The organism is Cupriavidus sp. MPR-AND1C, assembly GCF_058809705.1.
Window position 1 is genome coordinate 1 of record NZ_JBXASU010000001.1, and the last position, 24,134, is coordinate 24,134.

Below are 24,134 nucleotides of genomic sequence, written 5' to 3' on the forward strand. Positions count from 1 at the left end.
CGCCTGTGGCGCGACGCCAAGCTCTACGAGATCGGCGCCGGCACCTCGGAAATCCGCCGCATGCTGATCGGGCGCGAGCTGTTCTCGCAAACCATGTGATGCCGGCGCGGCACGCGGCCGGGCGCGGCGCCGCAAGGCGGCAGCGCCAGCCTGACTGCCCTGCCGCTCGCGCCGAATCGACCGAAAGAGCACTCGCCCGGCCGCCGAACCAATTTACAATCTCCGGAAACCACCTCCAGCCTTAGCCACCGGTCTGCGACATGTCCCACTTCCCCAAGCTGCTGTCCTCGCAGATCGCCTACGACGTGGCCCGGACCATGCTGGACGGGTTTGACAAGCATTACCGGCTGTTCCGCGAAGCCGGCCACCTGGCCAAGCTGAAGTTCGAAGCGGCCGACTGGCCCGGACTGCAGCAACTGCAGCGCGACCGCATCGACTTCTACAACGAGCGGGTGCGCGAAGCCAGCGTGATCCTGGAAGACGAATACGACGCGGAAAATATCGAGGATGAGATCTGGCAGCAGATCAAGCTGCACTACATCGGGCTGCTGACCAACCATCACCAGCCCGAACTGGCCGAGACGTTCTTCAACTCGGTGTGCACGCGCATCCTGCACCGTTCGTACTTCAACAACGATTTCATCTTCGTGCGCCCGGCCATCTCGACCGAATACATCGAGAACGAAGAGTCGCCCACCCGGCCGACCTTTCGTGCCTACTATCCGGGCAGCCGCAAGGGCATGGCGGCATGCTTCGAACGCATCGTCCATAACTTCCAGCTCGAGCGGCCGTTTGACGATCTCACGCGCGATATCGGCTATGTGGTGCGCGCCGTCACCGAGTATTTCGGTGACTTCCGCATTGCGCCAAATTTCCAGATCCATGTGCTGTCGTCGCTGTTCTTTCGCAACAAGTCGGCCTTCATCATCGGCCGTATCCTGAATGCGGACCGCACCTTCCCGCTGGCGATTCCCATCGTGCACACGCCCGATGGCAAGCTGTCGCTCGATACGGTGCTGCTCAAGAAGGTGCAACTGCTGATCCTGTTCTCCTTCACGCACTCGTACTTCATGGTCGACATGGAGATCCCGTCGGCATACGTGACCTTCCTGCGCGACATCATGCCGCGCAAGCCGCGCGCGGAGATCTACACTTCGCTGGGCTTGCAGAAGCAGGGCAAGAACCTGTTCTACCGGGACTTCCTGCATCACCTGCAGCATTCATCGGACAATTTCATCAGCGCCCCCGGCATCAAGGGCCTGGTGATGCTGGTGTTCACGCTGCCGTCGTACCCATACGTGTTCAAGGTGATCAAGGACTATTACCCGGCGCCCAAGGAGACCACGCGCGAGCTGATCAAGTCGAAGTACCAGCTGGTCAAGCAGCACGACCGTGTCGGGCGCATGGCCGATACGCTGGAGTACTCCGACGTGGCCTTTCCGCTGTCGCGCTTCGACGATGCGCTGGTGCGCGAGCTGGAGCTGCATGCGCCGTCGATGATCGAATACCAGCGCGGCAAGGATGGCGGAGAGGAAATTGTCGTGCGCCACGTGTATATTGAGCGCCGCATGACGCCGCTGAACATCTGGCTGCAGGAAGGCTCGGATGCGCAGGTCGAGCACGGCATCGTCGAGTACGGCAACGCCATCAAGGAGCTGATCGCCGCCAATATCTTTCCCGGCGACATGCTCTACAAGAACTTCGGCGTGACGCGCCATGGGCGCGTGGTGTTCTACGACTACGACGAGATCGAGTACATGACGGACACCAACGTCCGCCACGTGCCGCAGCCGCGCAATGAGGAGGAGGAGCTTTCGGGCGAGGTCTGGTACAGCGTCGGGCGGCACGACATCTTCCCCGAGACCTATCGCACCTTCTTGCTCGGCGACGCGCGCGTGCGTGCCGCCTTCCTGCGGCACCATGCGGATTTTTTCGACCCTGCCATGTGGCAGGCTCACAAGGACCGGCTGCTGGCCGGGCAAATCCATGATTTCTATGCCTATGATGTTTCTGAACGTTTTATCCATCGCTATGCCGCCGGCAGCGGCGACGCCGAAGCGCGTGCGCACGGCAACGATCCTGTTCCCGCAAGGAGAGTCGCATGAGTGACGCCATCGCCCAGCTTTTCCGCAACAACCGCGAGTGGGTGGACCGCGTCAACGCGGAAGACCCGAGCTTCTTCATGCGCCTGGCCAACCAGCAGGCGCCCGAGTACCTTTGGATCGGCTGCTCGGATTCGCGCGTGCCGGCCAACCAGATCCTCGGGCTGGCACCGGGTGAGGTGTTCGTCCACCGCAATATCGCCAACGTCATCGCCCATAGCGACCTCAACGCGCTGGCCGTGATCCAGTTCGCGGTGGAAGTGCTCAAGGTGCGCCACATCACCGTGGTGGGCCACTATGGCTGCGGCGGTGTCAAGGTCGCGCTCAAGCGCCAGCGCATCGGCCTGGCCGACAACTGGCTGCGCCACGTGCGCGACGTGGCCGACAAGCACGGCGCCTACCTTGGCACCATCACCCGCGAGGAAGACGCGCATACGCGCCTGTGCGAGCTCAACGTGATCGAGCAGGTCAGCAACGTGTGCCAGACCACGGTGCTGCAGGACGCGTGGGACCGCGGGCAGCCGGTCACGGTGCATGGCTGGGTCTACGGCGTGTCCGACGGCCTGCTGCGCGACCTGGGCATGGCCGCCAGCAGCAACGACGAACTGCACGCGCAGCTTGAGGCCGCCTATCGCCAGTTCGGCGATCCGCCGCAAGCGTCGATCCGCTAAGCATCGGTCATCCGTCGTCGGCAAGTACATAAAGATTTCCGCAAAGAGCCATCAATCGCCGCCAGCCAGCGCCCCAATCATTGGAGACACCCCATGCATGATCCAGTAGTCATCGTATCCGCCGCCCGCACCCCCATGGCGGCGTTCCAGAGCGAATTCGCCACGCTGACGGCGCCGCAGCTTGGCGCCACCGCCATCCGCGCGGCGGTCGAGCGCGCGGGCCTCGCGCCGGAGCAGATCGAGGAAGTGGTGTTCGGCTGCGTGCTGCCCGCGGGCCTGGGCCAGGCGCCCGCCCGGCAGGCCGCGCTGGGCGCTGGCCTGCCGCTTGGCGTGGCTTGCACCACCGTCAACAAGATGTGCGGCTCCGGCATGCGCGCCGCCATGAACGTGCATGACGCGCTGATCGCGGGCGCGTTCGAGATCGGCATCGCCGGCGGCATGGAGAGCATGACCAATGCGCCGTACCTGGTGCCCAAGGGCCGCGGCGGCTACCGCATCGGCCACGGCATGATCTTCGACCACATGATGCTGGACGGTCTGGAAGACGCCTACATCAAGGACGAAAAAGGCGGAGGCCGCTCGATGGGTACTTTTGGCGAGGACTGCGCGGCCAAGTACAGCTTTACCCGCGAGGCGCAGGACGCGTTCGCCATGGAAAGCGTGCGGCGCGCCCAGCAGGCCACCGAGCGCGGCGACTTCCGCTGGGAGATCGCGCCGGTGACGGTGCCGGGGCGCGGTGGCGACACAGTCATCGACACCGACGAAGGCCCGCGCCGCATCAAGGTCGACAAGATCCCATCGCTCAAGCCCGCCTTTGCCAAGGACGGCACCATCACCGCCGCCTCGTCGTCGTCGATCAACGACGGCGCCGCCGCGCTGGTGATGATGCGCGAATCCACCGCCAGGCGGCTCGGCCTGGAACCGCTGGCCCGCCTGCTCGGCCACACCACGCATGCGCAGGCGCCCGGCTGGTTCACCACCGCGCCGGTGGAAGCAATGAACAAGCTCTACCGCAAGCTCGGCTGGACTACCGACAGCGTCGACCTGTTCGAGATCAACGAAGCGTTCGCCGTGGTGCCGATGGCCGCCATGCACGACCTCAGGATCCCGCGCGACAAGGTCAACATCCACGGCGGCGCCTGCGCGCTGGGCCACCCCATCGGCGCCTCGGGCGCGCGCATCATGGCCACGCTGATCGGCGCGCTGCGCAAGACCGGCGGCAAGCGCGGCGTGGCCAGCCTGTGCATCGGCGGCGGCGAAGCCACCGCAGTGGGGCTGGAGATCGTCTGAACCCGCGGCATTGACCGCAACAGAGCGGCTGCCGCCCCCGCGCGGCAGCCAGGCCGCAATCAATATGGAAGAAGGAGTACCGTCTTGCCAACCGCTCTCATCCTTGGTGCCTCGCGTGGCATCGGTCTCGAATTTGTGCGCCAGTACCGTGCCGATGGTTGGCGGGTGCTGGCCGTCGCGCGCAGCGATGATGGCATCAAGGCCATCGAAGCGCTTGGCGCGCAGGCGTTGCGCGCCGACCTGACCGACGCCGGCCAGGTCGCCGGGCTGGGTTGGAAGCTGGACGGCGAGTCCATCGACGTAGCGATCTACAACGCCGGCGTGATCGGCCCGCGCACCGAAGGCGCGCAGCCGGTCACCCGCGAGGACTTCGACAAGGTGATGCACGTCAATGTGCTGGGGCCGATGATGGCGCTGCCGTTGCTGCTGCCGCTGGTCGAGGCCGGGCGCTCGGGCAAGGGCGGCGTGCTGGCGGTGCTGGCCTCGCGCATGGGCAGCATCGGCACCATGGACAGCAACCGCAGCTGGCTCTACCGGGTCAGCAAGGCCGCGGCCAACGCGGCGCTCAAGGCCGCCTCGCTCGACGCGCGCCACGCGACCTGCCTGGCCTTCCACCCGGGCTGGGTGCAGACCGAGATGGGCGGCAAGGAAGCCGACCTCACGCCGCAGCAAAGCGTATCCGGCATGCGCGGCGTGATCGCCGGCGCGACGCGCCAGGATAACGGCGGCTTTCGCAACTATGATGGCAGCGTGATCCCGTGGTGAGCACGGCGTTCGTTGTTCCCGACTCCGCTAACACCTTGGTGAATTGACATGCTGCTCACGCCAGAACAGGAAATGATCCGCGACGCCGTGCGCCAGTTCGCGCAGCAGGAGATCGCGCCGCACGCCGCCGCGTGGGATCGCGACAAGACCTTCCCGCAGGCGGTGCACCGCGAGCTGGCCGCGCTCGGCGCCTACGGCGTGGCCGTGCCCGAGCAATACGGCGGCGCCGGGCTCGACTATCTCTCGCTGGCGCTGATCCTGGAAGAAATCGCTGCCGGCGACGGCGGCACCTCGACCGTCATCAGCGTCAACAATTGCCCGGTGTGCAGCATGTTGATGGCTTTTGCCAGCGAGGCGCAGAAGCAGCAGTGGCTGGTGCCTCTCGCGCGCGGCGAGATGCTCGGCGCTTTCTGCCTGACCGAGCCGCACGTGGGCTCGGATGCCGCCGCGCTGCGCACCAGCGCGGTGAGGGACGGCGACGATTACGTGCTCAACGGCGTCAAGCAATTCATCACCAGCGGCAAGAACGCCGACGTGGCCATCGTGCTCGCGGTCACCGACAAGGCGGCGGGCAAGCGCGGCATCAGCGCCTTCCTGGTGCCCACCGCCACGCCCGGCTACATCGTCGCGCGGCTGGAGGAAAAACTCGGCCAGCATTCGTCGGACACCGCGCAGATCCTGTTCGAGGATTGCCGCGTGCCGGCAGCCAATATGCTGGGCGAGGAGGGCGCCGGCTACAAGATGGCGCTGTCCGGCCTGGAAGGCGGACGCATCGGCATCGCCTCGCAGAGCATCGGCATGGCGCGCGCGGCGTTCGACGCGGCGCTGGCGTATGCCAAGGAGCGCGAGAGCTTCGGCCAGCCGCTGTTCGCGCACCAGGCCGTGCAGTTCCGCCTGGCCGACATGGCGACCAAGATCGAGGTGGCGCGGCAGATGGTGTGGCATGCCGCGTCGCTCAAGGATGCGGGGCGGCCTTGCCTGAAGGAGGCCGCCATGGCCAAGCTGTATGCCAGCGAGATGGCCGAGGAGGTCTGCTCGGCCGCCATCCAGGTCTTTGGGGGCTACGGCTATGTCAGCGACTTCCCCGTCGAGCGCATCTACCGGGATGTGCGCGTCTGCCAGATCTACGAGGGCACCAGCGACATCCAGAAGATACTGATCGCTCGGGCGCTGGCCTGAGGGCGGCTCGCGCGCAGCACGGAACCAACCTGTTGGCGCATCATCGAATCACCGAAGCACTGAACCCAATCGGCCAGACGCCAGAAGCCAAACGGCCAGAAGCCAGGAGCCCCCAGACAATGACTGCCGCCATCGATTTCTACTTCGATTTTTCCTCGCCCTACGGCTACTTCGCCAGCACGCGCATCGACGAGCTGGCGCAGAAGTACGGGCGCATCGTCGCCTGGCATCCGATCCTGCTCGGCGTGGTGTTCAAGACCACCGGCAGTTCTCCACTGCCGCAGGTGCCGCTCAAGGGCGACTATTCCTGGCGCGATTTCGAGCGTACCGCGCGCTTCCACAATATCGAGTACAAGCGTCCGACGCACTTCCCGCTGCCCACCACGCAGGCCGCCCGCGCCGTGCTGTGGCTGCAGAACCATCACGGCGACGATATCGCCACCGCGTTTGCCAAGTCGGTCTATCGCGCCCTGTTCGTGGATGACATCAACATCGCCGAGCCGGCCGAGCTGGTGAAGCTGGCCGAGCCGCTCGGCATCGACGCGCATGCCATGGATGCCGGCGCCAGCGGCTTCCAGATCAAGGACCAGCTCAAGGCCGAGATCGACGTGGCCATGGCCAAGGGCGTGTTCGGCTCGCCCTTTGTGATCATCGACGGCGAGCCATTCTGGGGCTTCGACCGCTTCGACCAGATCGAGGCACACCTCAAGAGCAAGCGCCCGATGGCGCTGCGTGCCGTGCCGGGCATGGACAACAACACAAACAACACAAGCAGCACGGATAACAGCACAGAGAGCAGCAAGGAAAAGAAACCCGCATGAATGCCAGCATCAAGCCGATCGGCCATCCCCGCTTCGACTGCGTGATTTTCGATTGCGACGGCGTGCTCGTCGACAGCGAGCCCATCGTCAACCGCGTGCTCAACGAGATGCTCAACGAACTTGGCATCCGTATCTCGATCGAGGAATCCACCAAGTGGTTTCTCGGCCGCGCGGTGCGCGAAGAGCTCGACAACATCGCCAGCCGGCGCGGCGCGCCGCTGCCGGAAAACTGGCTGTCGGAATGGTTCGTGCGTCGCAACGCAGTCCTCGAGGCGGAAGTGCAGGCGGTGGCGCATGTGCGTGAGGCGGTGCGCGCGATCGTTGCGGCTGGCTTGCCGGTCTGCGTGGCCTCGGGCGCGGATCGCATCAAGGTCAAGCTGCAACTGACGCGCACCGGCCTGGTGGCGCTGTTCCAGCAGGACGAGCGCGAGCATATCTTCTCGTCGACCGAGGTCGAGCGCAGCAAGCCGGCGCCCGACGTGTACCTGCTGGCGGCGCGCACCATGGATGTGGAGCCGGAGCGCTGCGTGGTGATCGAGGATAGTCCCACGGGCGTGACCGCAGGCGTTGCCGCGGGCATGACGGTGCTCGGCTACGCTGCGCGCAACGCGGCGCAATCGCTGCTGGCAGCCGGCGCAGTCACCACCTTCACCGATATGCGCGAGCTGCCGGGGCTGATCGGGTGAAGGCGCGCGCGTCAGGCGCCGGCACCGGCGGCTGCCCATGCGGCGGGGGCGACTACGCCACCTGCTGCGGGCGCTTTCATCGCGGCGAGGCGCTGCCGGTCAACGCCGAGCAATTGATGCGCTCGCGCTATAGCGCCTATGTGCTCGGCGACGTGGACTGGCTGCGCCATACCTGGCATCCATCTACCTGCCCGGACGACCTTGCCGCGGACACGGACACGCGCTGGCTCGGGCTCGCGGTCAAGGCGCATGCGCAGCAGGATGAGGCGCATGCCCAGGTGGAGTTCGTGGCGCGCTACAAGGTGGGCGGGCGCGCCTGGCGGCTGCACGAGCGCAGCCGCTTTGTACGTGAGCCGCGCTGCGCTGGCGAGGCGCCGCGCTGGCTTTATGTCGATGGCGAAATGCTGGGGGAGACACCATGACGGAATCGATGGCTGCTGCGGCGCGGGATACGGAGTACCTGCTGTATGGCTTCGCGCAATCCGGCAACACCTACAAGGTGGCATTGCTGCTGGAAACCGTCGGCGTGCAGCGTGGGCGCAAGCTGTGGACGCCGCGCTTCGTCGACTACTTCAACGGCGAGACGCACACGCCCGAGTACCGCGCCATCAACGAAATGGGCGAGGCGCCGGTGCTGGAGTTCGATGGACGGCGGTTGTCGCAATCGGGCGCCATCCTGGACCTGCTTGCGCAGCGCCTCGACATCTACGGGCCCGCCAGCGAGGCCGAACGCACCGAGGTCTTGCGCTGGCTGCTGTTCGATAACCACAAGTTCACGTCATACACCGCAACCTACCGCTTCCTGCGCACCTTCACCAAAGCGCCGGACCCGGCAGTGCTGCAGTTCCTGAGGCAGCGCTGCGAGGGCGCGTGGAGCGTGCTCAACACGCATTTGTCCGGGCGGGCCTACGTGCTGGGCGAGCGCCTGACCATCGCGGATTTTTCGCTGGCCGGCTACGTGTTCTACGACGACGAGATCGGCGTGCACTGGCGCAAGGAGTATCCGCAACTCCATGCCTGGACCGAGCGGCTGCGTGCGCTGCCGGGCTGGCGCCATCCGTACGACCTGCTGCCGGGGCATCCGTTGCCCAGGCGCACGGCCTGAGGCGGCGGGCAGCAGGGAGGCGGCGCCTCGCGCGGCAGGGGCAACCAAGGAGCAGGCAGATCATGAGGTGGACGCAACGACTGGCCCTGGCCCTGCTGCTGACCCTGCCATTCACCGGGGCAATGGCGCGGGCGCCATCCGCGAATCAGGCCACGCAGGCACCAGAGACGACGATCGCCGCCATCGTCTCCGGATCGTCGGAGCAGGTCGCCATGGTTCCCAAGCCCGGCGTCATGTTCTCGCTGGAGCTGGAAACCACCATCTTCAAGCCACCCGGCGACGGCCCGTTTGCGCTGGTCGTGATCAATCACGGCAAGGCGCTGGGCAAGCCAGCCTTCCAGTCGCGCGCACGCTACCTCGCGCAGAGCGCGGAATTCGTCAAGCGCGGCTACGTTGTGGCGCTGCCGATGCGCCAGGGCTTTTCCAAATCCGGCGGCGCCTATATCGGCGGCGGCTGCAATGTCGAGAGCAACGGCCTGGTGCAGGCCGAAGACGTGGTGGCCACGCTCGAATACATGATCAAGCAGCCCTATGTGGACAAATCGCGCATCGTGGTGATCGGCCAGTCGCATGGCGGGTTGACCACCATGGCATTCAGCACCATCGCCTATCCGGGCGTGCTGGGCGTGATCAATTTTGCCGGCGGCCTGCGCGACGAGTCTTGCAGCCGCTGGGAATTCAACCTGGTGGACGCGTTCGGCGACTACGGCAAAAAGGCGCGCTATCCCTCGCTGTGGCTGTACGGCGATAACGACAGCTACTGGCCGCAGCCCCTGCCGGCAAAGTTCTTCGAGGCCTATACCGCGCAGGCGCATGGCCCTGCCGCTAACGCCCGCATGGTGGAATACGGCACATTCGCGGGCGACTCCCATACGCTGTTCGGCGCCCGCGCGGGCGTGCCGATCTGGCTGCCGGAGGTGGGGCGGTTCTTCAAGGAGATCGGGCTTTCGTTCGATCCGCAGCCATGACGAGTGATTTTTTTAGATAGACGGATGGAATCGCGCGCCGCATCCAGTTGCGCAGGGTGGAGCCAGGCGCACGCAAGCGTCGGGATACAAGGCGGTTAGGTTCTTCTTCGTGCTTTGTCGTTCAACGTGTCGCCAACGTGTAAATTCGGCGCTGTTTGCCAATTCACCAGATAGCTCCCTACCATGACTCTCCCCAACCCGCACGCAAGTGCCGCCACGCCAGGCTTTGCCTGCCCGGGCCGGCCAGCGCGCGGTCAACAAAGGAGGGTTTCCTTGGAAGACCAGTCCAATTCCGCGTCCCTGGCGCCGAGCGCGCATCTTGCCCAGCCCACGCTCGGCGAGCGCAGCTTGCGCGCGGTATGGCATCCGTGCACGCCGCTGCGGCCCGATGCCGGCGAGCCGCCGCTGGCCATCGCGCGCGGCGAGGGCCCCTGGCTGCACGACACCGGCGGCCAGCGCTATTTCGACGCCACCAGCTCCTGGTGGGTCAATCTGTTTGGTCACGCCAACCCGGACATCAACGCCGCGCTGCGCGAGCAGCTCGACACGCTCGAGCACGTGATGCTGGCCGGCTGCACGCATGCGCCGGCGGTGGAGCTTGCCGAGCGCTTGTCGGCGCTGACCGGCGGCGCGCTCGGCCATGCGTTCTATGCCAGCGACGGCGCGTCCGCCGTGGAGATTGCGCTGAAGATGAGCTTCCACTACTGGCGCAACACCGGCCTGGGCGGCAAGCGCGAATTCGTCTGCCTGCGCCATGGCTACCACGGCGAGACCGTGGGTGCGCTGGCGGTGACTGACGTGGCGATCTTCCGCGATGCCTACGATCCGATGCTGATGAGCTCGCACGTGGTGATGTCGCCGGATGCGCGCCAGGCCGCGCCGGGCGAGAGCGCCGCGCAGGTTGCGCAGCGCGCGCTGGATGCGCTGGAGGCGCTGCTGCAGGCGCGCGGCGGCCAGATTGCAGCGCTCATCATCGAGCCGCTGGTGCAGTGCGCCGCGGGCATGGCCATGCATGATCCGCTCTACCTGGAAGGCGTGCGCGCGCTGTGCGACCGCTACCGCGTGCACCTGATCGCCGACGAGATTGCGGTGGGGTGCGGACGCACCGGCACGTTTTTCGCGTGGGAGCAGGCACGCGGCGCGGCGGAGCCCGGCGCACCGCTGCCGGCGCACCTGTGGCCGGATTTCCTGTGCTTGTCCAAGGGCATCAGCGGCGGCTACCTGCCGCTCTCGCTGGTGCTGTCGCGCAGCGCGATCCAGCAGGCCTTCGTGGCCGAGGCGCGCGACCCGGACCGCGCCCGCTGCTTCCTGCACTCGCATTCCTACACCGGCAACCCGCTGGCCTGCCGCGCCGCGCTGGCCACGCTCGACCTGTTCGCCAGGCAAGATGTGGTGGCGCAGAACCGCCAGCGCGCGCAGTGGCTCACGCAAGCCATGGCAGGGCTGGCGGCGGATGCCCGGCTGCATCACGTACGCCAGCGCGGCCTGATCTGGGCCGCCGACGTGCGCGAAGAATACGCAGCCGACGCGGGCGAGTTCGCCGCGCGCTTCCATCATGCCGCGCGCAAGCACGGCGTGCTGATCCGGCCGATTGGCCGCACGCTTTACATCATGCCCCCGTACGTGTTCGACGCGCAGCTTGCGCAATGGCTGGCAGGCCAGCTGCAAGCCACGCTCGACACGGTACTCGCCGGCATGGACCAGAACGACAGCGCTGGCAATGGTACCGGCGCACCCACGGAGATATGCGATGCTGCTTGAGCACTTGACCCTGGCCGCCGCCGAGCGCGACGAAAAGGCACTGACGCGGCGCCGCCGCACCGCGTACTCCGCCTGTGCGCCGCAGCAAGCCGTGAGCGATGCCTGCGGCGGCGAGATGCACTCGTTGCTGACGTTCTGCAGCAACGACTACCTGGGCCTGGCCAACCATCCCGCGCTGATCGCGGCCATGGCCGAGGGCGCGCGCCAGTTCGGCGCGGGTAGCGGGGCCTCCCACCTGGTGAGCGGCCATTCGCTGGCCCACCACCGGCTCGAAGGGGAGCTGGCGGCGTGGTTCGCGCCGAACATTCCGCACGCGGCCGCGCTCTACTTCAGCACCGGCTATATGGCCAACATGGCGGTGCTGACCGCGCTAGGCAGCGCCGATGCCACGCTCTTTTGCGAAGCGCTCAACCATGCCTCGCTGATCGACGGCGCGCGCCTGGCGCGCGCCGAGGTCCGCCGCTATGCGCATCGCAACATGGCCGAGCTCGAGGGCTTGCTGGTCGCCAGCACCAGCCCGCTCAAGCTGATCGTCACCGACAGCGTGTTCAGCATGGACGGCGACTTCGCGCCGCTGGCCGAGCTGCTGGCGCTGGCCGAGCGGCACGATGCCTGGATCATCCTGGATGACGCGCATGGCTTCGGCGTGCTGGGCGAGCAAGGCCACGGCGTGCTGGAGCACCTCGCGCTGACGTCGCCGCGCTTCATCTATATCGGCACGCTGGGCAAGGCCGCCGGCGTGGCGGGCGCGTTCGTGGCCGCGCACGAGACCATCATCGATCATCTCGTCAACACCGCGCGGCAGTACATCTACACCACGGCCTCGCCGCCGGCTGTGGCGCACGCCTTGTCCGCCAGCCTGGCGTTGATCGCCGGCGACGAAGGGCGGCAACGCCGCGCGCAGCTCGATAAGCTGATCCATACGCTGCGCAGCGGCCTGGCCGGCCTGACGCGGGCGGCTGGCTGGCGCCTGGGCGAGAGTTCGACGGCGATCCAGCCCGTGATCGTGGGCGACAACGTAGCGGCGCTGGCACTGTCCGCGGCGCTGGAGGCCGACGGCATCCGCGTTGGCGCGATCCGCCCGCCCACCGTGCCCGTTGGTACCGCGCGCCTGCGCATCACGCTGTCGGCCTCGCATACCGTGGCCGATGTCGAGCGCCTGCTGGCCAGCCTGGCCAGCGTGGTGCCGCGCAAGGAGGCGTCATGATCGCCTGTTTTGTCACGGGCACCGACACCGGCATCGGCAAGACGCACGCCAGCGTCACCTTGCTGCACGCGCTGCGCGCCGCCGGCCACCTGGCCGTTGGCATGAAGCCGGTGGCAAGCGGCAGCGAATGGCGCAACGACCATTGGCACAACGATGACGTGGCGCAACTGCGCGCCGCCAGCGCGGTGACCGTGCCGCAGGCGCAGACATGCCCGTTCTTGCTGCGCACGCCGGCTTCGCCACACCTGGCCGCGGCTATCGAGGGCGCGCGCATCACGCGCGAGCCGATCCGCGCCGCGTTTGCCGCGTTGCAGGCGCAGGCCGGCGCGGTGGTGGTGGAAGGCGTCGGCGGCTTTTGCGTGCCGCTGGACGGCGCGCCGCGCGACCAAGGCGGCTGGGACACGGCCGACCTCGCCGTGATGCTCGGCCTGCCGGTGGTGCTGGTGGTCGGCATCCGCCTGGGTTGCATCAGCCATGCGCTGCTCACAGCCGAAGCCGTGCGCGCGCGCGGCCTGCACCTGGCTGGCTGGATCGCCAACCGCATCGATCCCGGCATGCCGCTCGCCGACGAGAACATCGACACGCTGCGCGCGGCGCTGGGCGCGCCCTGGCTTGGCACGCTGCCGTGGCAGCTCGCGCCGGCCGAAGCCGCCAGCCAGCTCGCGCTGGCGCCGCTGCTTGCCGCTTGCCATGCCGCAGGCAATGGCATCGCCGCCTGAGCGCGCGCCGGACCAAGACTGAAAACACTGAACGAATTACCGGAACAGATAGCAAACATGACCGCAACCACTCACGCCGGCGAAACCGTCGCCACCATTTCCGCCGACACCCTGCGCCAGACCGCCCGCCGCTTTACCGAGCCCGCGCCCGCCACCAAGCCGGGCGACTGGACCGTTGCCGAGGTCGCCGCGCTGTACGCGCTGCCGTTCAACGATCTGCTGTTCCGCGCCCAGCAGGTGCACCGCGAGCATTTCGATGCCAACGCCGTGCAGCTCTCGACGCTGCTGTCGATCAAGACCGGCGGCTGCGAAGAGGATTGCGGCTATTGCCCGCAGAGCGCGCACCACGATGCCGGCGTCACCGCGGGCAAGCTGATGGCGCTCGACGAAGTGCTGGAAGCCGCGCGCGCCGCCAAGGCCAGCGGCGCTGGCCGCTTCTGCATGGGCGCCGCCTGGCGCAGCCCGAAGGACCGCCACCTTGAGCCGGTCATCGAAATGGTGAAAGAGGTCAAGGCCATGGGCCTGGAGACCTGCGTCACGCTAGGCATGCTGGAAGCCGAGCAGGCGCAGCGCCTGAAGGACGCGGGGCTGGACTACTACAACCACAACCTCGATACCTCGCCCGAGTTCTACGGCGAGATCATCGGCACCCGCACCTACCAGGACCGCCTGGACACCATCGGCCATGTGCGCGAGGCCGGTATCAACGTGTGCTGCGGCGGCATCGTCGGCATGGGCGAATCGCGCGAGGCGCGCGCCGGGCTGATCGCGCAGCTCGCCAACCTCGACCCGTATCCCGAGTCGGTGCCCATCAACAACCTGGTGGCGGTCAAGGGCACGCCGCTGGCCGACACCGCGCCGATCGACCCGTTCGAGTTCGTGCGCACCATCGCGGTGGCGCGCATCACCATGCCCAGCGCCATGGTGCGCCTGTCCGCCGGCCGCGAGACCATGGACGACGCGCTGCAGGCCCTGTGCTTCATGGCCGGTGCCAATTCCATCTTCTACGGCGAGCGCCTGCTGACCACCGCCAACCCCCAGGCCGATCGCGATCGGGCGCTGCTGGCGCGGCTGGATATCCGCACCGAGGGCTACGCAGGGTAAGCTGGCGCCAATGGCGGCGGCCACGGGCCCACGGTCAATGGCCGCCGTCCCCGCAACCACACTGGCTGCGGGCAGAGGTTCATCAGGGGAGGGCGCCATGTTCAACAAGATCCTGATCGCCAATCGCGGCGAAATCGCCTGCCGCGTGGCAGCCACCTGCCGCCGCCTCGGCATCCGCACGGTAGCCGTCTACTCCGACGCCGACGCCGACGCGCGCCACGTGGCGCTGTGCGACGAGGCCGTGCATATCGGCGGCGCGCCGGCGCGCGACAGCTACCTGCGCGGCGACCACATCATCGGGATGGCCAAGGCCACCGGCGCGCAGGCCATCCATCCCGGCTACGGCTTCCTCTCCGAGAACGATGGCTTTGCCGAGGCTTGCGCCGAAGCCGGCCTCATCTTCATCGGCCCGCCGGCATCCAGCATCCGCGCCATCGGCAGCAAGAGCGCGGCCAGCGCCAGCTTCGGCGACGACCGCGTGCTGGTCGAGAAGTACCTGACCCGCCCCCGCCACATTGAAATCCAGGTCTTTGCCGACACGCATGGCAACTGTGTCTACCTGTTCGAGCGCGACTGCTCCGTGCAGCGTCGCCACCAGAAGGTGCTGGAAGAAGCGCCGGCCCCCGGCACGAGCGAGGAACGCCGGCGCGCGATGGGCGAAGCCGCCGTGGCCGCCGCGTATTCGCCCTGGCAACATGCGGGCGCATGGCGGTTGAATGGCGGGGAGCGGTGCGCCCTGCGCTTCTCGGTAGGTGGCCCGGCAGGCAGCCACATCGCCGATGCGACGCTCGCCACCGATGCGCGCGGCAGCACGTTGTTCTTCGCCGACCAGGCAGCGCCGTTCCGGACACAGTGCGCGGCGGACGATATTCGTGTCGATCTCGGCACGCGGCGCGCCCGTGGGCAGGTCCGCGCGGAAGGTGATACCTTCCATGTATTCAGCGGCCACCGCCATGTGGCCCTCACCTGGATCGACCCGCTCGCGCATGCCGCCAAGGGCGGCAAGCTCACCGCGCCCATGCCCGGCAAGGTCATCGCGGTCATGGCCGAGGCCGGCAGCCGGGTCGCGCGCGGCGCGCCGTTGCTGGTGATGGAGGCCATGAAGATGGAGTACACCATCAGTGCGCCGGCCGACGGCGTGGTGGGCGAGGTGCTGTATGGCGTGGGCGAGCAGGTCGGCGAAGGCGCGCAATTGCTGTCCTTCGATGCCGGCAACGGCTGAGCCGCCCGTTCAGGCTGCTCCCGCTGCAAGAAAACCGCAGGCCGCGCCCATCCTCTGCGAAAATAGAAGAGAAAGAAGACCAGAGTGGAGATGAGATGAAGTTGCAGTTGTATGTACCGGATGGCCGTTACCAGCCCTGGATCGACGGCTTTGCCGAGGCCCTGCCCGAAGCGCAATGCCTGACCTGGGAAGACAGCAGGAACGAGCAGGTCGACTACGCCGTGGTGTGGCGCCCGCCGCTCGAGATGCTGCGCGGGCGCACCGACCTGAAAGCCGTGTTCAACCTGGGCGCCGGCGTCGACGGCATCCTGAGCCTGCGCGACACCGACCCGGATGCGCTGCCGGCCGGCGTGCCCATCGTGCGCCTGGACGATGCCGGCATGGCCGCGCAGATGATCGATTACGTGACACACGCGGTACTGCGCTATTTTCGCCGCCTGGACGAGTACGCGCTGGCCCAGCAGGCCGGCACCTGGCGTTTTCTCAAGCCGCATCGCCGCGCCGATTTCACCGTGGGCGTGATGGGCGTTGGCACGCTCGGCGCGCAGATCGCGCAGGCGCTGGCCGGCTTCGGCTTTCCGGTGCGCGGCTGGAGCCGCACGGCGCGCGATATCGAAGGGGTGCAGGGCTTTGCCGGCGAGGCTGGCCAGGCGCCGTTCCTGGATGGCCTGCGCGTGCTGGTCAACGTGCTGCCGCTCACGCCGGAAACCGAAAACATCCTGGATGCCGGCCTGCTGGGCAAGCTCGCCAAGGGGGCCTACCTGGTCAACGTGGCGCGCGGCCCGCACCTGGTCGAGCAAGACCTGCTGGCCGCCGTGCAGTCGGGCCAGGTCGCCGGCGCCACGCTCGACGTGTTCCGCACCGAGCCGCTGCCCGCCGGGCATCCGTTCTGGGCCGAGCCGCGCATCACCATCACGCCGCATATCGCGGCACTGACGCTGCGCGAAGACAGCGTCGCCCAGATCGCGGCCAAGATCCGCGCGCTGGGCGCGGGCCAGCCGATCGCCGGCGTGGTCGACCTGCAACGCGGCTATTGAGCAAGCCGGGCGCCGGGGCGGAACGAGCCGCCGGGAGCCCGGGCCCAATGTCCGCACATTAGTTGAATGGCGCGCGCGGCAAGACGCGCGCCCCGATACCAGACAGCGAGGAGACATCATGACCCTGCCACACTATGTAAAAGTCGTAGAAGTCGGCCCGCGCGACGGCCTGCAAAATGAGAAGGCCATGGTGCCGACCGAGGTCAAGGTGGACCTGATCAACCGCCTCAGCGACGCCGGCTTCGTCAATATCGAAGCCGCTTCCTTCGTCTCGCCCAAATGGGTGCCGCAGATGGCCGATGGCGCCGACGTGATGGCGCGCATCCAGCGCCGGCCGGGCACGCTGTACTCCGTGCTCACGCCCAATATGAAGGGCTTCGAGGGCGCGGTGGCCGCGTCCGCGGACGAGGTCGTGATCTTCGGCGCCGCCAGCGAGGCGTTCTCGCAAAAGAACATCAACTGCTCCATCGCCGAATCCATCGAGCGCTTCGCGCCTGTTGCCGCCGCCGCCAAGGAAAAAGGCCTGCGCCTGCGTGCCAGCATCTCCTGCGCGCTGGGCTGCCCCTACCAGGGCGAGGTGCCGGTGCACGCGGTGGTGGACGTAGTGCGCCGCATGCGCGATCTCGGCTGCGACGAGATCGACATCGCCGACACCATCGGCGTGGGCACGCCGGGCCGGGTGCAGGAGGTGATGCGCGCGGTGGCAGCCGAATTCCCCATCGACCGGCTCTCCGGCCATTTCCACGATACCTACGGCCAGGCGCTGTCCAATATCCTGGCCAGCCTGCAGGTCGGCATCTCGATCTTCCACGCCTCGGTGGCAGGCCTCGGCGGCTGTCCTTACGCCAAGGGCGCCACCGGCAACGTAGCCACCGAAGACGTGCTGTACATGCTGCACGGCATGGGCATCCATACCGGCGTGGACCTGGAGCAGGTGGTGCGCGCGGGCGACTTCATCTCGCAGTCGATCGGCCGCGCCAACAGCTCGCGCGTGGGACGCGCGCTGCTGACCAAGTGGGGCGCCGCCGCGGACGCTGCGCCTGCCTGCGTATAAGGCCTTTCATCCGAACGCTATCGATATGAACGCTCACTCTCCCGACAACGCCAACGATAACGCCAACGATAACGCCAACGATAACGCCAACGACAACGCTGCGCTGCCCGAAGCGGCGCAGCGCGTGGCTGGCCTGCTGGCCGGCCTTGGCCATGACAAGCCCGTGGTCATGCTGCCCGCCACCGGCAAGACCTCGGCCGAGGCGGCGGCCGGCCTCGGCTGTTCGGTGGCCGAGATCGCCAAGTCCATCATCTTTCGCCGCGTCGCCGACGACGCGCCGGTGCTGGTGATCGCCAGCGGCAGCAACCGCGTCGACGAAGCCAAGGTCGCCGCCGTGGTGGGCCCGCTCGGCAAGGCCGATGCCAGGTTCGTGCGCGAGAAAACCGGCTACGCCATTGGCGGCGTCTGTCCTATCGGCCATGCGGTGGCGCCCGTCATGCTGCTTGACAGCGACCTGTTCCGCTACGACAGCCTGTGGGCCGCCGCCGGCCATCCGCACGCGGTGTTCAACCTCACGCCCCAGGAGCTGCAGCGCATGACCGGGGCCGAGGTGGCCGACGTGGCGCAGCGCCAGTCCGCATGAAGCCGCTGCTTGTACGCGTCATGCGCGTCATGCGCGGCATCCCGGGCGAGGGCTGAGGCGATGTCGCAAGCCACCCGCCTCGCCGCCGAGCTCACGCGCGGCGCGCAGGCCGCCCAGCGCGCGCAGCCCGTGCCGTCGCCGTGCCGCAACGTGTGCCGCATGGACGCCGCGAGCGGCTATTGCGAAGGCTGCCTGCGCACCATCGACGAGATCGCCGCATGGTCAGGCAGCGACGAGGCCGGGCGGCGCAGGATCTGGCTGCTGCTGGCGCAGCGCGCCGCGGCGTTGGCTGCAAGGGCAGCGCCAGGATGCATCCCACCCACAACATAGCGTGACCCGGCCATGACAAACGCCATCGACTGGTACTTCGACCCGATCTCGCCGTTCGCCTACCTGGCGTTCGAGCGCTTGCCCCGGGCCTTGCCAGCCGATGTTTCGGTGCGCTACGTGCCGCTGCTGTTTGCCGGGCTGCTGCGCCATTGGGGCAACGTCGGTCCGGCCGAGATCGCGCCCAAGCGTCGCTTTACCTTCGAGCACGTTGCCTGGATCGCGCACCGCGACGGCACGCCGCTCGCCATGCCCGCCGTGCACCCGTTCAATCCGCTGCCCTTGCTGCGCCTGGCGGTCGCGCTGGAGCTCGAAGGCCGGCTCTCGCACGCCACGCTGGCACCGGTTTTCCGCTTCGTCTGGCAGCAAGGCCACGTGCCTCGGCAGCAGGCCGAGTTCGACGCGTTGTGCGGTGCGCTGGGCGTACCCACCGCTGCGCTGGCGCAAGATGCGGTCAAGGCGCGCCTGCGGGAAAACGGGGATGAAGCGCTGGCGCGCGGCGTATTCGGCGTACCTACCGCTGCGCTGCAAGGGGATGCCGAGGGGCTGTTGTTCTGGGGCCTGGATGCGCTCGACATGCTCACCGCGCGGCTTGCCCAGGATCCTTTCTTTGCCTCGGACGCATTCCGTGCCGCCGCCGCATTGCCAGTTGGCGCGGGGCGCGCCGATGCGCCAGCGGGCAACCCAGCGGCCCGCGGCCGCTGATCAGCCGACTGCCTACACACCGATGCCAACCACCTACACGTCTCCCACCCTGCCCGGCACCATGCGCGTTTTCGAGCGCGGCTGGCTATCCGCCAACAACATCCTGTTTGTCGATGGCGATGACACCGCGCTGGTCGATTCCGGCTACGTCACGCATGCGCCACAGACGCTGGCGCTGGTCGAGGCCGGCCTCGGCGGGCGGGCGCTGCGGCGCGTGGTGAACACGCACCTGCACTCCGACCACTGCGGCGGCAACGCCACGCTGCAGCGCCGCTGGCGGCCGCGCACGCTGATCCCCGCCGCGCAGGCCGAGGCGGTGCGCACGTGGGACGTGGACGCCCTCAGCTACCGCGCCACCGGCCAGCAGTGCGACCGCTTCAGCTTCGATGGCGTGGTGCAGGACGGCGACACCTTGCGCCTGGGCGGGCTGGACTGGCAGGTGGTGGGCGCGCCCGGCCACGATCCCCATGCCGTGATGCTGTTCGCCCCTCAGGAGGGCATCCTGATCTCGGGCGATGCCCTGTGGGAAAACGGCTTTGGCGTGATCTTCCCGGAACTCGACGGCGAGAGCGGCTTTGCCGAGCAGGCGGCCGTGCTGGCGCGCATCGCCACGCTGGATGTGCGCGTGGTGATTCCTGGCCACGGGCGGCCCTTCACCAACGTGGCGGCCGCGCTTGACATTGCTGACGGGCGGCTGGCTTACCTCAGCGCCGATGCCGGGCGCAACGCCACGCATGCCATCAAGGTGCTGGTGAAGTTCAAGCTGCTGGAGCAACAGCGCATGCGACGCGACGCGCTGCTGGCGTGGATGGCGCAGGCGCCGCTGATGCAGCGCATCCATGCGCGCTTCATGCCCGCGCAGGACTTGTCGGCCCTGCTTGACCGGATCCTGGCGTCGCTGGCCGCCGCCGGTGCGCTGGCGCTGGAAGGCGCCGAGGTGTACAACCGGGATTGAGCGGTAACACCGGTAACGCGGGCGCCACCATGCCCTGGCGCCAGTCCCTGACCCTTTGCGAGGAAACTGTCGATGCCTGCCTTTCCCGTCGCACTGCTTCACCCCCTGGTCGCGCATCTCTCTCCTTCCACGATCCACGCGCATGGCGCCGACCTCGAGATCGAGCTGGCGCCGTTCGTGCTCGGCGGCGAGCCGGTGCGCACGGCGATCCGGCTCGACGGCATGAACCTGCCTACCTACAGCCTGGAACAACTGGCCGGCAGGCGCCTCGTGTTCCCGCTCAACCCGGAGCCCGGCTACATCGACGGCTCGCTCTACTTCGACGGCCGCCACCACGCGGTCGACATCCGCGAATTGTGCTTCGGCAAGCTCGACCCGCACGGCTTGCCGGTGCGGATCGAGGGCCGCATTCATTTCGACGACGGCGCCCGCTTCGACGACACGGCATTGAGCCTGGCCGCCCGCATTGCCCGTCCCTTGTCCGACGCTGAGATCGACGCGCTGATCGACCGCGCCGCCGCCGAGGCCGGCGCTGGCTCGATCCAGCAGTCCGGCAAGGTGATGGCCGCGCTGAGCCGCCACCCGAGCCTGCGCCATGCCGACATGGCGCTGCTGCATGCGCGCGTGCAGGCCAGGCTGCTGATCGGCGAGGCCATGAGGCCGAGATGAGGCCGAGCGCGCCTCTGGCCGGCAAGCAGGTCATTTGCCCCGATATCCCGGACCGCGACATGAATATGCAGACGGAGCCGGCTACGCCGCCAGAGGCCAGCGCCGGCAAGTTCCCGCGCTGACCGAGTCCCAAGGACGCACCATGCAAGCCCTTCACGGCCAAGGCTTCCTCCTTCGCCCCTTCCGCTATCCCGACGTGCCCCAGTTCGTGGCGGCCGTGCACGAATCGCTCGATACCGTAGGCAAATGGCTGCCGTGGTGCCACGCGGGCTATAGCGTGCGCGATGCCGAGAACTGGGTCGACCTGTGCACGCAGAGCATGGCCATCGGCGAGGCCTACGACATCGGCGTATTCGCGCCCGACGGCAGGCAGCTGTATGGCGGCGTGTCCATCAACCAGATCAACCGCGACTACAACTTCGGCAATCTCGGCTACTGGATCCGCCAGAGCCGGCAGCGGCAGGGATTGGGCACGCGCGCGGCAGAGCTGATGGCATGCTATGCCTTTCACCGCCTCGGGCTGACGCGCCTGGAAGTGGTCGCCGCCGAGCACAATATGGTCAGCCGCGCCGTGGCGCAGAAGATCGGCGCGCAGTTCGAATGCATCGCCCGCAACCGGCTGGTGCTGCACGGCGTGCCGTGCTCGGCGGCGATGTACTCGCTGGTGCCGCCGTGGTACGACAATGCCGGCCCGTCCAGGGATAAGAACACGGGCACGGGCACGGGCACGGATCCAGACAAGGGGGAGGCGAGATGAACGGAGCCATTTACGCCGGCACCCGCACGCCCCCCGCGCTATTGAGCGCGAACTCATAGCGCTCCGACCGTATGGAAAACAGCGTGTGCTCGCAAACCTCGCCATCCGCGAGGAACGACGTGCGTTCCAGTTCCAGCAGCGGATGCGTGCGCGAGGTCTGCAGCACGCCCGCCAGGTGCTGGCCGGCCGAGCGCGCGCGGATGACGAGGTCGGCCCGGTCGACCGGCACGCCCAGCAACTGGCCGATCAAGGTGTAGGACGGATTGCGCTCGGCATCTTCCCAGCCCGGCGTGGCATCGCAGGCAATATGGGTCTCGGCGAGCGCAATCGGCTCGCCATCGAGACGATGCAGGCGGTGCAAGGCGATGCAGTGGCCGAGCGCGGCGGGAAAGATACCGCGCAACCGGGCCGGCACGGCGACCCGCTCCAGCGCGACCAGTTGCATCTCCGGCGCGTGTCCCTGCAGCACCAGCGAATCGTAGAAGCCGCGCAGCGTATCCAGGCCATGGCGCAGCCGCTTGTCGACCACGAAGGTGCCTTTGCCTTGCTTGCGCTCGACCAGTCCGGCATCAACCAGCCGCGTGATCGCGAGGCGCACCGTGACCCGGCTCACCCCGAAGCGCTCGCCCAGTTCGGCCTCGGAAGGCAGTTTTCCGGACGGGTCGAAACGCCGCTTCTGGATTTCTTCGCGCAACAAATCTGCGATCTGCTCGTACAGTGAAATGGCGTTCTCACGCGCAACACTCATGTAAAACCCTGTTGTATCAAAGGCTTGTAAAAAACAGCATAACAATATGCCAATGCCTTCGTTGGACATCTTGTATTAAAACGTATTATTGCCCTCCAAGGCCGGACTGACCAGTGCGGCGTCTGACGTGCGTATCGGGAAACCGCCAAGGAGCCGCAGTGAACTCTCCCCTCAACCCGCCATCGGCGCATTCGCGCGCCGGTTGGCTAGCATACCTGCACAAGCCGCCGGCCTGGTTCCGGCCGGGTCCATTGCGCAAAGCGCAGCTGGGTTTCGTGGCCGCGTGGATCGCCTTCTTCGCCATCCTGTTCGTGCTCCCGCAGCCGGAGGGCTTGCCGCCCGCGGGCCGCGCCACGCTGGCGGTGGTGGCCTGGGCGAGCCTGGTCTGGATGAGCGAGGCCGTGCCGGTCGGCGTGAGCGGCATGCTGATCCCCGCCTTGCTGGTGCTGGCGCATGCGGTGACGCCGTTCTCCAAGGCGGCCAGCGGCTTTGCCACGCCCGTGGTGTTCCTGTGCCTGGCGGCGTTCATCTTCTCGGCCATCATGCAGACGGCCGGGCTGGACCGGCGGATCGCCTTGTTCCTGCTCGACAAGCTGAAGACGCGTACCGCCAATGGCGTGATCTGGGTGATGTTCGTGGTCAACTTCGTGCTGGGCTTTCTCGTGCCGGCGGCCAATGCGCGCGCGGCTACGTTGCTGCCGGTGGTCAACGGCATTGTGGGCCTGTTCGGCGACTCGCCGCGTGAGCGCAGCGCGAAGAAGGCCATCGTGATTCAGTCGCTGGTGTATGGCTCGATGATCAGCGGCATGTGCATTCTCACCGCGCACCTGCCCAATATGGTGATCGTCGGCTTGCTGCAGAAGAACCTCGGCCTGCACATCTCCTATCTCGACTGGTTCAAGTTGCAATGGCCGTACCTGGGCATGTTCGTGCTGACCCAGCTGTGGGTGCAGTCCTACTTCAAGTCGCGCGCGGTCCGGCTGCCTGGCGGCCAGGCGGCGATTGCCGCCGAGCGTGCCGCGTTGCCGCCGGCAGGTGTGCAATCCAGGGCGATCCTGGCGGTGTTTGCCGTGGTGGCTGTGCTGTGGGCGACCGAGTCGTGGCATGGCCTGCCTTCCGAGATCGTGGCCTTGCTCGGGCTGGCGGCGCTGTTCGTGCCCGGGGTGACGGGACTGGGCTGGAGGGACATCCAGGCCCGCACGATCTGGGGCACGTTCTTCCTGCTGGCCGGCGCGCTGAGCCTGTCCTCCGCGATTGGCGAGACCGGCCTGGCGCCGTGGGTGGCCGACTGGCTGTACCGTTTCGCGGCGGGCCATCCGTGGTGGCTGGCGTTGCTGATCGTCATGCTTGGCACGCACGTGGCGCGCCTGGCCATGCTGTCCAACGTGGCCGCCGTGACGATGATCGCGCCGATCATGCTGGCGCTGGCACCCAAGCTCGGGCTGCATCCCGCCGCATTCACCTTGCTGGTGTGCGACAGCGACAGCTTCGCCTACATCTTGCCCACGCAGATCACCGCAGCCGTGGTGGCCTATAGCAGCGGCACCTTCACCACGGCGGACTACGCCCGCGTGGGCGTGGTGTCGGTGCTGATCGGCATTGCCTATGGCCTGCTGGTCATGGCGCCCTGGTATGCCTACCTGGGCATCCCGGTGTGGGATGCCAGCGCGCCGTGGCCATTTCATTGACATCGGAGTTC

Annotated in this window: 27 protein-coding genes and 1 pseudogene; 27 read left to right on the forward strand and 1 reads right to left on the reverse strand. The window is 67.4% G+C overall.

Translation table 11 applies throughout. The annotated features are described in order from the left end of the window. The 26 genes and pseudogenes from AC1RWI_RS00005 to AC1RWI_RS00130 all read left to right on the forward strand — a co-directional run. The coding region (locus AC1RWI_RS00005; protein WP_492864053.1) for an acyl-CoA dehydrogenase family protein at nucleotides 1–99 on the forward strand (99 nt) is incomplete at its 5' end. Between the two features lie 161 nt (nucleotides 100–260). Next, nucleotides 261–2,105 carry a bifunctional isocitrate dehydrogenase kinase/phosphatase gene (aceK, locus tag AC1RWI_RS00010; RefSeq protein WP_043342938.1) on the forward strand — a complete coding sequence of 615 codons (1,845 nt, stop codon included), beginning with the start codon at nucleotides 261–263 and terminating at the stop codon, nucleotides 2,103–2,105. Beyond that, on the forward strand, nucleotides 2,102–2,773 hold the full coding sequence (gene can / locus AC1RWI_RS00015; RefSeq protein ID WP_043342942.1) for a carbonate dehydratase: 672 nt from the start codon (nucleotides 2,102–2,104) through the stop codon (nucleotides 2,771–2,773). Before aceK ends, can begins: the two co-directional genes overlap by 4 nt. A 93-nt stretch (nucleotides 2,774–2,866) precedes the next feature. Then, nucleotides 2,867–4,063 (forward strand): acetyl-CoA C-acetyltransferase, encoded by a 1,197-nt coding sequence (locus AC1RWI_RS00020; protein WP_043342947.1) that lies wholly within the window; start codon nucleotides 2,867–2,869, stop codon nucleotides 4,061–4,063. Between the two features lie 84 nt (nucleotides 4,064–4,147). Next, complete coding sequence (locus AC1RWI_RS00025; protein ID WP_043342950.1) at nucleotides 4,148–4,828, forward strand: SDR family oxidoreductase; 681 nt, start codon at nucleotides 4,148–4,150, stop codon at nucleotides 4,826–4,828. A gap of 48 nt (nucleotides 4,829–4,876) precedes the next feature. Next, nucleotides 4,877–6,007: an acyl-CoA dehydrogenase family protein gene (locus AC1RWI_RS00030; RefSeq protein WP_267605185.1), complete on the forward strand. Its 1,131-nt coding sequence runs from the start codon at nucleotides 4,877–4,879 to the stop codon at nucleotides 6,005–6,007. Nucleotides 6,008–6,126: 119 nt separating this feature from the next. Further along, nucleotides 6,127–6,828 carry a 2-hydroxychromene-2-carboxylate isomerase gene (locus tag AC1RWI_RS00035; RefSeq protein WP_043342957.1) on the forward strand — a complete coding sequence of 234 codons (702 nt, stop codon included), beginning with the start codon at nucleotides 6,127–6,129 and terminating at the stop codon, nucleotides 6,826–6,828. Beyond that, the gene (locus AC1RWI_RS00040; RefSeq protein WP_492863708.1) at nucleotides 6,825–7,514 is read left to right on the forward strand and encodes an HAD family hydrolase; all 690 of its coding nucleotides are present in this window, start codon (nucleotides 6,825–6,827) and stop codon (nucleotides 7,512–7,514) included. Before AC1RWI_RS00035 ends, AC1RWI_RS00040 begins: the two co-directional genes overlap by 4 nt. Continuing rightward, complete coding sequence (locus AC1RWI_RS00045) at nucleotides 7,511–7,936, forward strand: YchJ family metal-binding protein (RefSeq protein WP_492863710.1); 426 nt, start codon at nucleotides 7,511–7,513, stop codon at nucleotides 7,934–7,936. The genes AC1RWI_RS00040 and AC1RWI_RS00045 overlap by 4 nt, the downstream gene beginning before the upstream one ends. Next, nucleotides 7,933–8,619: a glutathione S-transferase family protein gene (locus tag AC1RWI_RS00050; RefSeq protein WP_492863712.1), complete on the forward strand. Its 687-nt coding sequence runs from the start codon at nucleotides 7,933–7,935 to the stop codon at nucleotides 8,617–8,619. The genes AC1RWI_RS00045 and AC1RWI_RS00050 overlap by 4 nt, the downstream gene beginning before the upstream one ends. A gap of 62 nt (nucleotides 8,620–8,681) precedes the next feature. Further along, the gene (locus tag AC1RWI_RS00055) at nucleotides 8,682–9,587 is read left to right on the forward strand and encodes a dienelactone hydrolase family protein (protein ID WP_492863714.1); all 906 of its coding nucleotides are present in this window, start codon (nucleotides 8,682–8,684) and stop codon (nucleotides 9,585–9,587) included. Nucleotides 9,588–9,860: 273 nt separating this feature from the next. After that, nucleotides 9,861–11,348: an adenosylmethionine--8-amino-7-oxononanoate transaminase gene (gene bioA, locus AC1RWI_RS00060; RefSeq protein ID WP_492863716.1), complete on the forward strand. Its 1,488-nt coding sequence runs from the start codon at nucleotides 9,861–9,863 to the stop codon at nucleotides 11,346–11,348. Further along, on the forward strand, nucleotides 11,338–12,555 hold the full coding sequence (gene bioF, locus AC1RWI_RS00065; protein ID WP_043342968.1) for an 8-amino-7-oxononanoate synthase: 1,218 nt from the start codon (nucleotides 11,338–11,340) through the stop codon (nucleotides 12,553–12,555). The genes bioA and bioF overlap by 11 nt, the downstream gene beginning before the upstream one ends. Then, complete coding sequence (bioD, locus tag AC1RWI_RS00070) at nucleotides 12,552–13,274, forward strand: dethiobiotin synthase (protein WP_043342970.1); 723 nt, start codon at nucleotides 12,552–12,554, stop codon at nucleotides 13,272–13,274. The genes bioF and bioD overlap by 4 nt, the downstream gene beginning before the upstream one ends. 57 nt (nucleotides 13,275–13,331) lie before the next feature. Next, the gene (bioB, locus tag AC1RWI_RS00075) at nucleotides 13,332–14,378 is read left to right on the forward strand and encodes a biotin synthase BioB (protein WP_043342973.1); all 1,047 of its coding nucleotides are present in this window, start codon (nucleotides 13,332–13,334) and stop codon (nucleotides 14,376–14,378) included. A 97-nt stretch (nucleotides 14,379–14,475) separates the two neighbouring features. After that, nucleotides 14,476–15,339: pseudogene (locus AC1RWI_RS00080) on the forward strand (biotin carboxylase N-terminal domain-containing protein); the annotation flags it as partial. An 81-nt stretch (nucleotides 15,340–15,420) separates the two neighbouring features. Further along, complete coding sequence (locus AC1RWI_RS00085) at nucleotides 15,421–15,600, forward strand: biotin/lipoyl-containing protein (protein ID WP_492864055.1); 180 nt, start codon at nucleotides 15,421–15,423, stop codon at nucleotides 15,598–15,600. Nucleotides 15,601–15,695: 95 nt separating this feature from the next. After that, nucleotides 15,696–16,637: a 2-hydroxyacid dehydrogenase gene (locus AC1RWI_RS00090; protein ID WP_043342975.1), complete on the forward strand. Its 942-nt coding sequence runs from the start codon at nucleotides 15,696–15,698 to the stop codon at nucleotides 16,635–16,637. Nucleotides 16,638–16,755: 118 nt separating this feature from the next. Continuing rightward, complete coding sequence (locus tag AC1RWI_RS00095; RefSeq protein ID WP_492863719.1) at nucleotides 16,756–17,691, forward strand: hydroxymethylglutaryl-CoA lyase; 936 nt, start codon at nucleotides 16,756–16,758, stop codon at nucleotides 17,689–17,691. 25 nt (nucleotides 17,692–17,716) lie between these two features. Next, on the forward strand, nucleotides 17,717–18,274 hold the full coding sequence (locus AC1RWI_RS00100; RefSeq protein WP_492863721.1) for a YbaK/EbsC family protein: 558 nt from the start codon (nucleotides 17,717–17,719) through the stop codon (nucleotides 18,272–18,274). A gap of 60 nt (nucleotides 18,275–18,334) precedes the next feature. Continuing rightward, nucleotides 18,335–18,604 (forward strand): DUF1289 domain-containing protein, encoded by a 270-nt coding sequence (locus AC1RWI_RS00105; protein WP_043342979.1) that lies wholly within the window; start codon nucleotides 18,335–18,337, stop codon nucleotides 18,602–18,604. Nucleotides 18,605–18,616: 12 nt separating this feature from the next. Continuing rightward, a complete protein-coding gene (locus AC1RWI_RS00110) occupies nucleotides 18,617–19,306 on the forward strand; it encodes a 2-hydroxychromene-2-carboxylate isomerase (protein WP_043342982.1) in 690 nt (229 codons plus the stop codon). A gap of 22 nt (nucleotides 19,307–19,328) precedes the next feature. After that, nucleotides 19,329–20,261 carry an MBL fold metallo-hydrolase gene (locus tag AC1RWI_RS00115; protein WP_492863723.1) on the forward strand — a complete coding sequence of 311 codons (933 nt, stop codon included), beginning with the start codon at nucleotides 19,329–19,331 and terminating at the stop codon, nucleotides 20,259–20,261. Nucleotides 20,262–20,333: 72 nt separating this feature from the next. Then, a complete protein-coding gene (locus tag AC1RWI_RS00120) occupies nucleotides 20,334–20,930 on the forward strand; it encodes a GatB/YqeY domain-containing protein (protein ID WP_416050215.1) in 597 nt (198 codons plus the stop codon). Continuing rightward, a complete protein-coding gene (locus tag AC1RWI_RS00125; protein ID WP_492863725.1) occupies nucleotides 20,927–21,052 on the forward strand; it encodes a hypothetical protein in 126 nt (41 codons plus the stop codon). Before AC1RWI_RS00120 ends, AC1RWI_RS00125 begins: the two co-directional genes overlap by 4 nt. Nucleotides 21,053–21,072: 20 nt before the next feature. Beyond that, nucleotides 21,073–21,687 (forward strand): GNAT family N-acetyltransferase, encoded by a 615-nt coding sequence (locus tag AC1RWI_RS00130; protein WP_492863727.1) that lies wholly within the window; start codon nucleotides 21,073–21,075, stop codon nucleotides 21,685–21,687. Between the two features lie 10 nt (nucleotides 21,688–21,697). On the opposite strand, the gene AC1RWI_RS00135 is transcribed toward AC1RWI_RS00130, so the two are convergent. After that, a complete protein-coding gene (locus AC1RWI_RS00135; protein ID WP_492863729.1) occupies nucleotides 21,698–22,435 on the reverse strand; it encodes a GntR family transcriptional regulator in 738 nt (245 codons plus the stop codon). Between the two features lie 158 nt (nucleotides 22,436–22,593). Between AC1RWI_RS00135 and AC1RWI_RS00140 the strand changes: the two genes are divergently transcribed. After that, nucleotides 22,594–24,123, forward strand: a complete 1,530-nt coding sequence (locus AC1RWI_RS00140; protein ID WP_492863731.1) for an SLC13 family permease — start codon at nucleotides 22,594–22,596, stop codon at nucleotides 24,121–24,123. Nucleotides 24,124–24,134: the final 11 nt, after the last annotated feature.

Coding starts and splice junctions, on each gene's coding strand:
- AC1RWI_RS00105 (WP_043342979.1), top strand. CDS start 18,335: ATGTCGCAAGCCACCCGCCTCGCCGCCGAGCTCACGCGCGGCGCGCAG.
- AC1RWI_RS00115 (WP_492863723.1), top strand. CDS start 19,329: ATGCCAACCACCTACACGTCTCCCACCCTGCCCGGCACCATGCGCGTT.
- AC1RWI_RS00100 (WP_492863721.1), top strand. CDS start 17,717: ATGAACGCTCACTCTCCCGACAACGCCAACGATAACGCCAACGATAAC.
- AC1RWI_RS00135 (WP_492863729.1), bottom strand. CDS start 22,435: ATGAGTGTTGCGCGTGAGAACGCCATTTCACTGTACGAGCAGATCGCA.
- aceK (WP_043342938.1), top strand. CDS start 261: ATGTCCCACTTCCCCAAGCTGCTGTCCTCGCAGATCGCCTACGACGTG.
- AC1RWI_RS00095 (WP_492863719.1), top strand. CDS start 16,756: ATGACCCTGCCACACTATGTAAAAGTCGTAGAAGTCGGCCCGCGCGAC.
- AC1RWI_RS00035 (WP_043342957.1), top strand. CDS start 6,127: ATGACTGCCGCCATCGATTTCTACTTCGATTTTTCCTCGCCCTACGGC.
- bioB (WP_043342973.1), top strand. CDS start 13,332: ATGACCGCAACCACTCACGCCGGCGAAACCGTCGCCACCATTTCCGCC.
- AC1RWI_RS00125 (WP_492863725.1), top strand. CDS start 20,927: ATGAGGCCGAGCGCGCCTCTGGCCGGCAAGCAGGTCATTTGCCCCGAT.
- AC1RWI_RS00040 (WP_492863708.1), top strand. CDS start 6,825: ATGAATGCCAGCATCAAGCCGATCGGCCATCCCCGCTTCGACTGCGTG.
- AC1RWI_RS00120 (WP_416050215.1), top strand. CDS start 20,334: ATGCCTGCCTTTCCCGTCGCACTGCTTCACCCCCTGGTCGCGCATCTC.
- AC1RWI_RS00050 (WP_492863712.1), top strand. CDS start 7,933: ATGACGGAATCGATGGCTGCTGCGGCGCGGGATACGGAGTACCTGCTG.
- AC1RWI_RS00020 (WP_043342947.1), top strand. CDS start 2,867: ATGCATGATCCAGTAGTCATCGTATCCGCCGCCCGCACCCCCATGGCG.
- AC1RWI_RS00055 (WP_492863714.1), top strand. CDS start 8,682: ATGAGGTGGACGCAACGACTGGCCCTGGCCCTGCTGCTGACCCTGCCA.
- AC1RWI_RS00130 (WP_492863727.1), top strand. CDS start 21,073: ATGCAAGCCCTTCACGGCCAAGGCTTCCTCCTTCGCCCCTTCCGCTAT.
- AC1RWI_RS00030 (WP_267605185.1), top strand. CDS start 4,877: ATGCTGCTCACGCCAGAACAGGAAATGATCCGCGACGCCGTGCGCCAG.
- can (WP_043342942.1), top strand. CDS start 2,102: ATGAGTGACGCCATCGCCCAGCTTTTCCGCAACAACCGCGAGTGGGTG.
- AC1RWI_RS00110 (WP_043342982.1), top strand. CDS start 18,617: ATGACAAACGCCATCGACTGGTACTTCGACCCGATCTCGCCGTTCGCC.
- AC1RWI_RS00085 (WP_492864055.1), top strand. CDS start 15,421: ATGGCCGAGGCCGGCAGCCGGGTCGCGCGCGGCGCGCCGTTGCTGGTG.
- bioF (WP_043342968.1), top strand. CDS start 11,338: ATGCTGCTTGAGCACTTGACCCTGGCCGCCGCCGAGCGCGACGAAAAG.
- AC1RWI_RS00090 (WP_043342975.1), top strand. CDS start 15,696: ATGAAGTTGCAGTTGTATGTACCGGATGGCCGTTACCAGCCCTGGATC.
- bioD (WP_043342970.1), top strand. CDS start 12,552: ATGATCGCCTGTTTTGTCACGGGCACCGACACCGGCATCGGCAAGACG.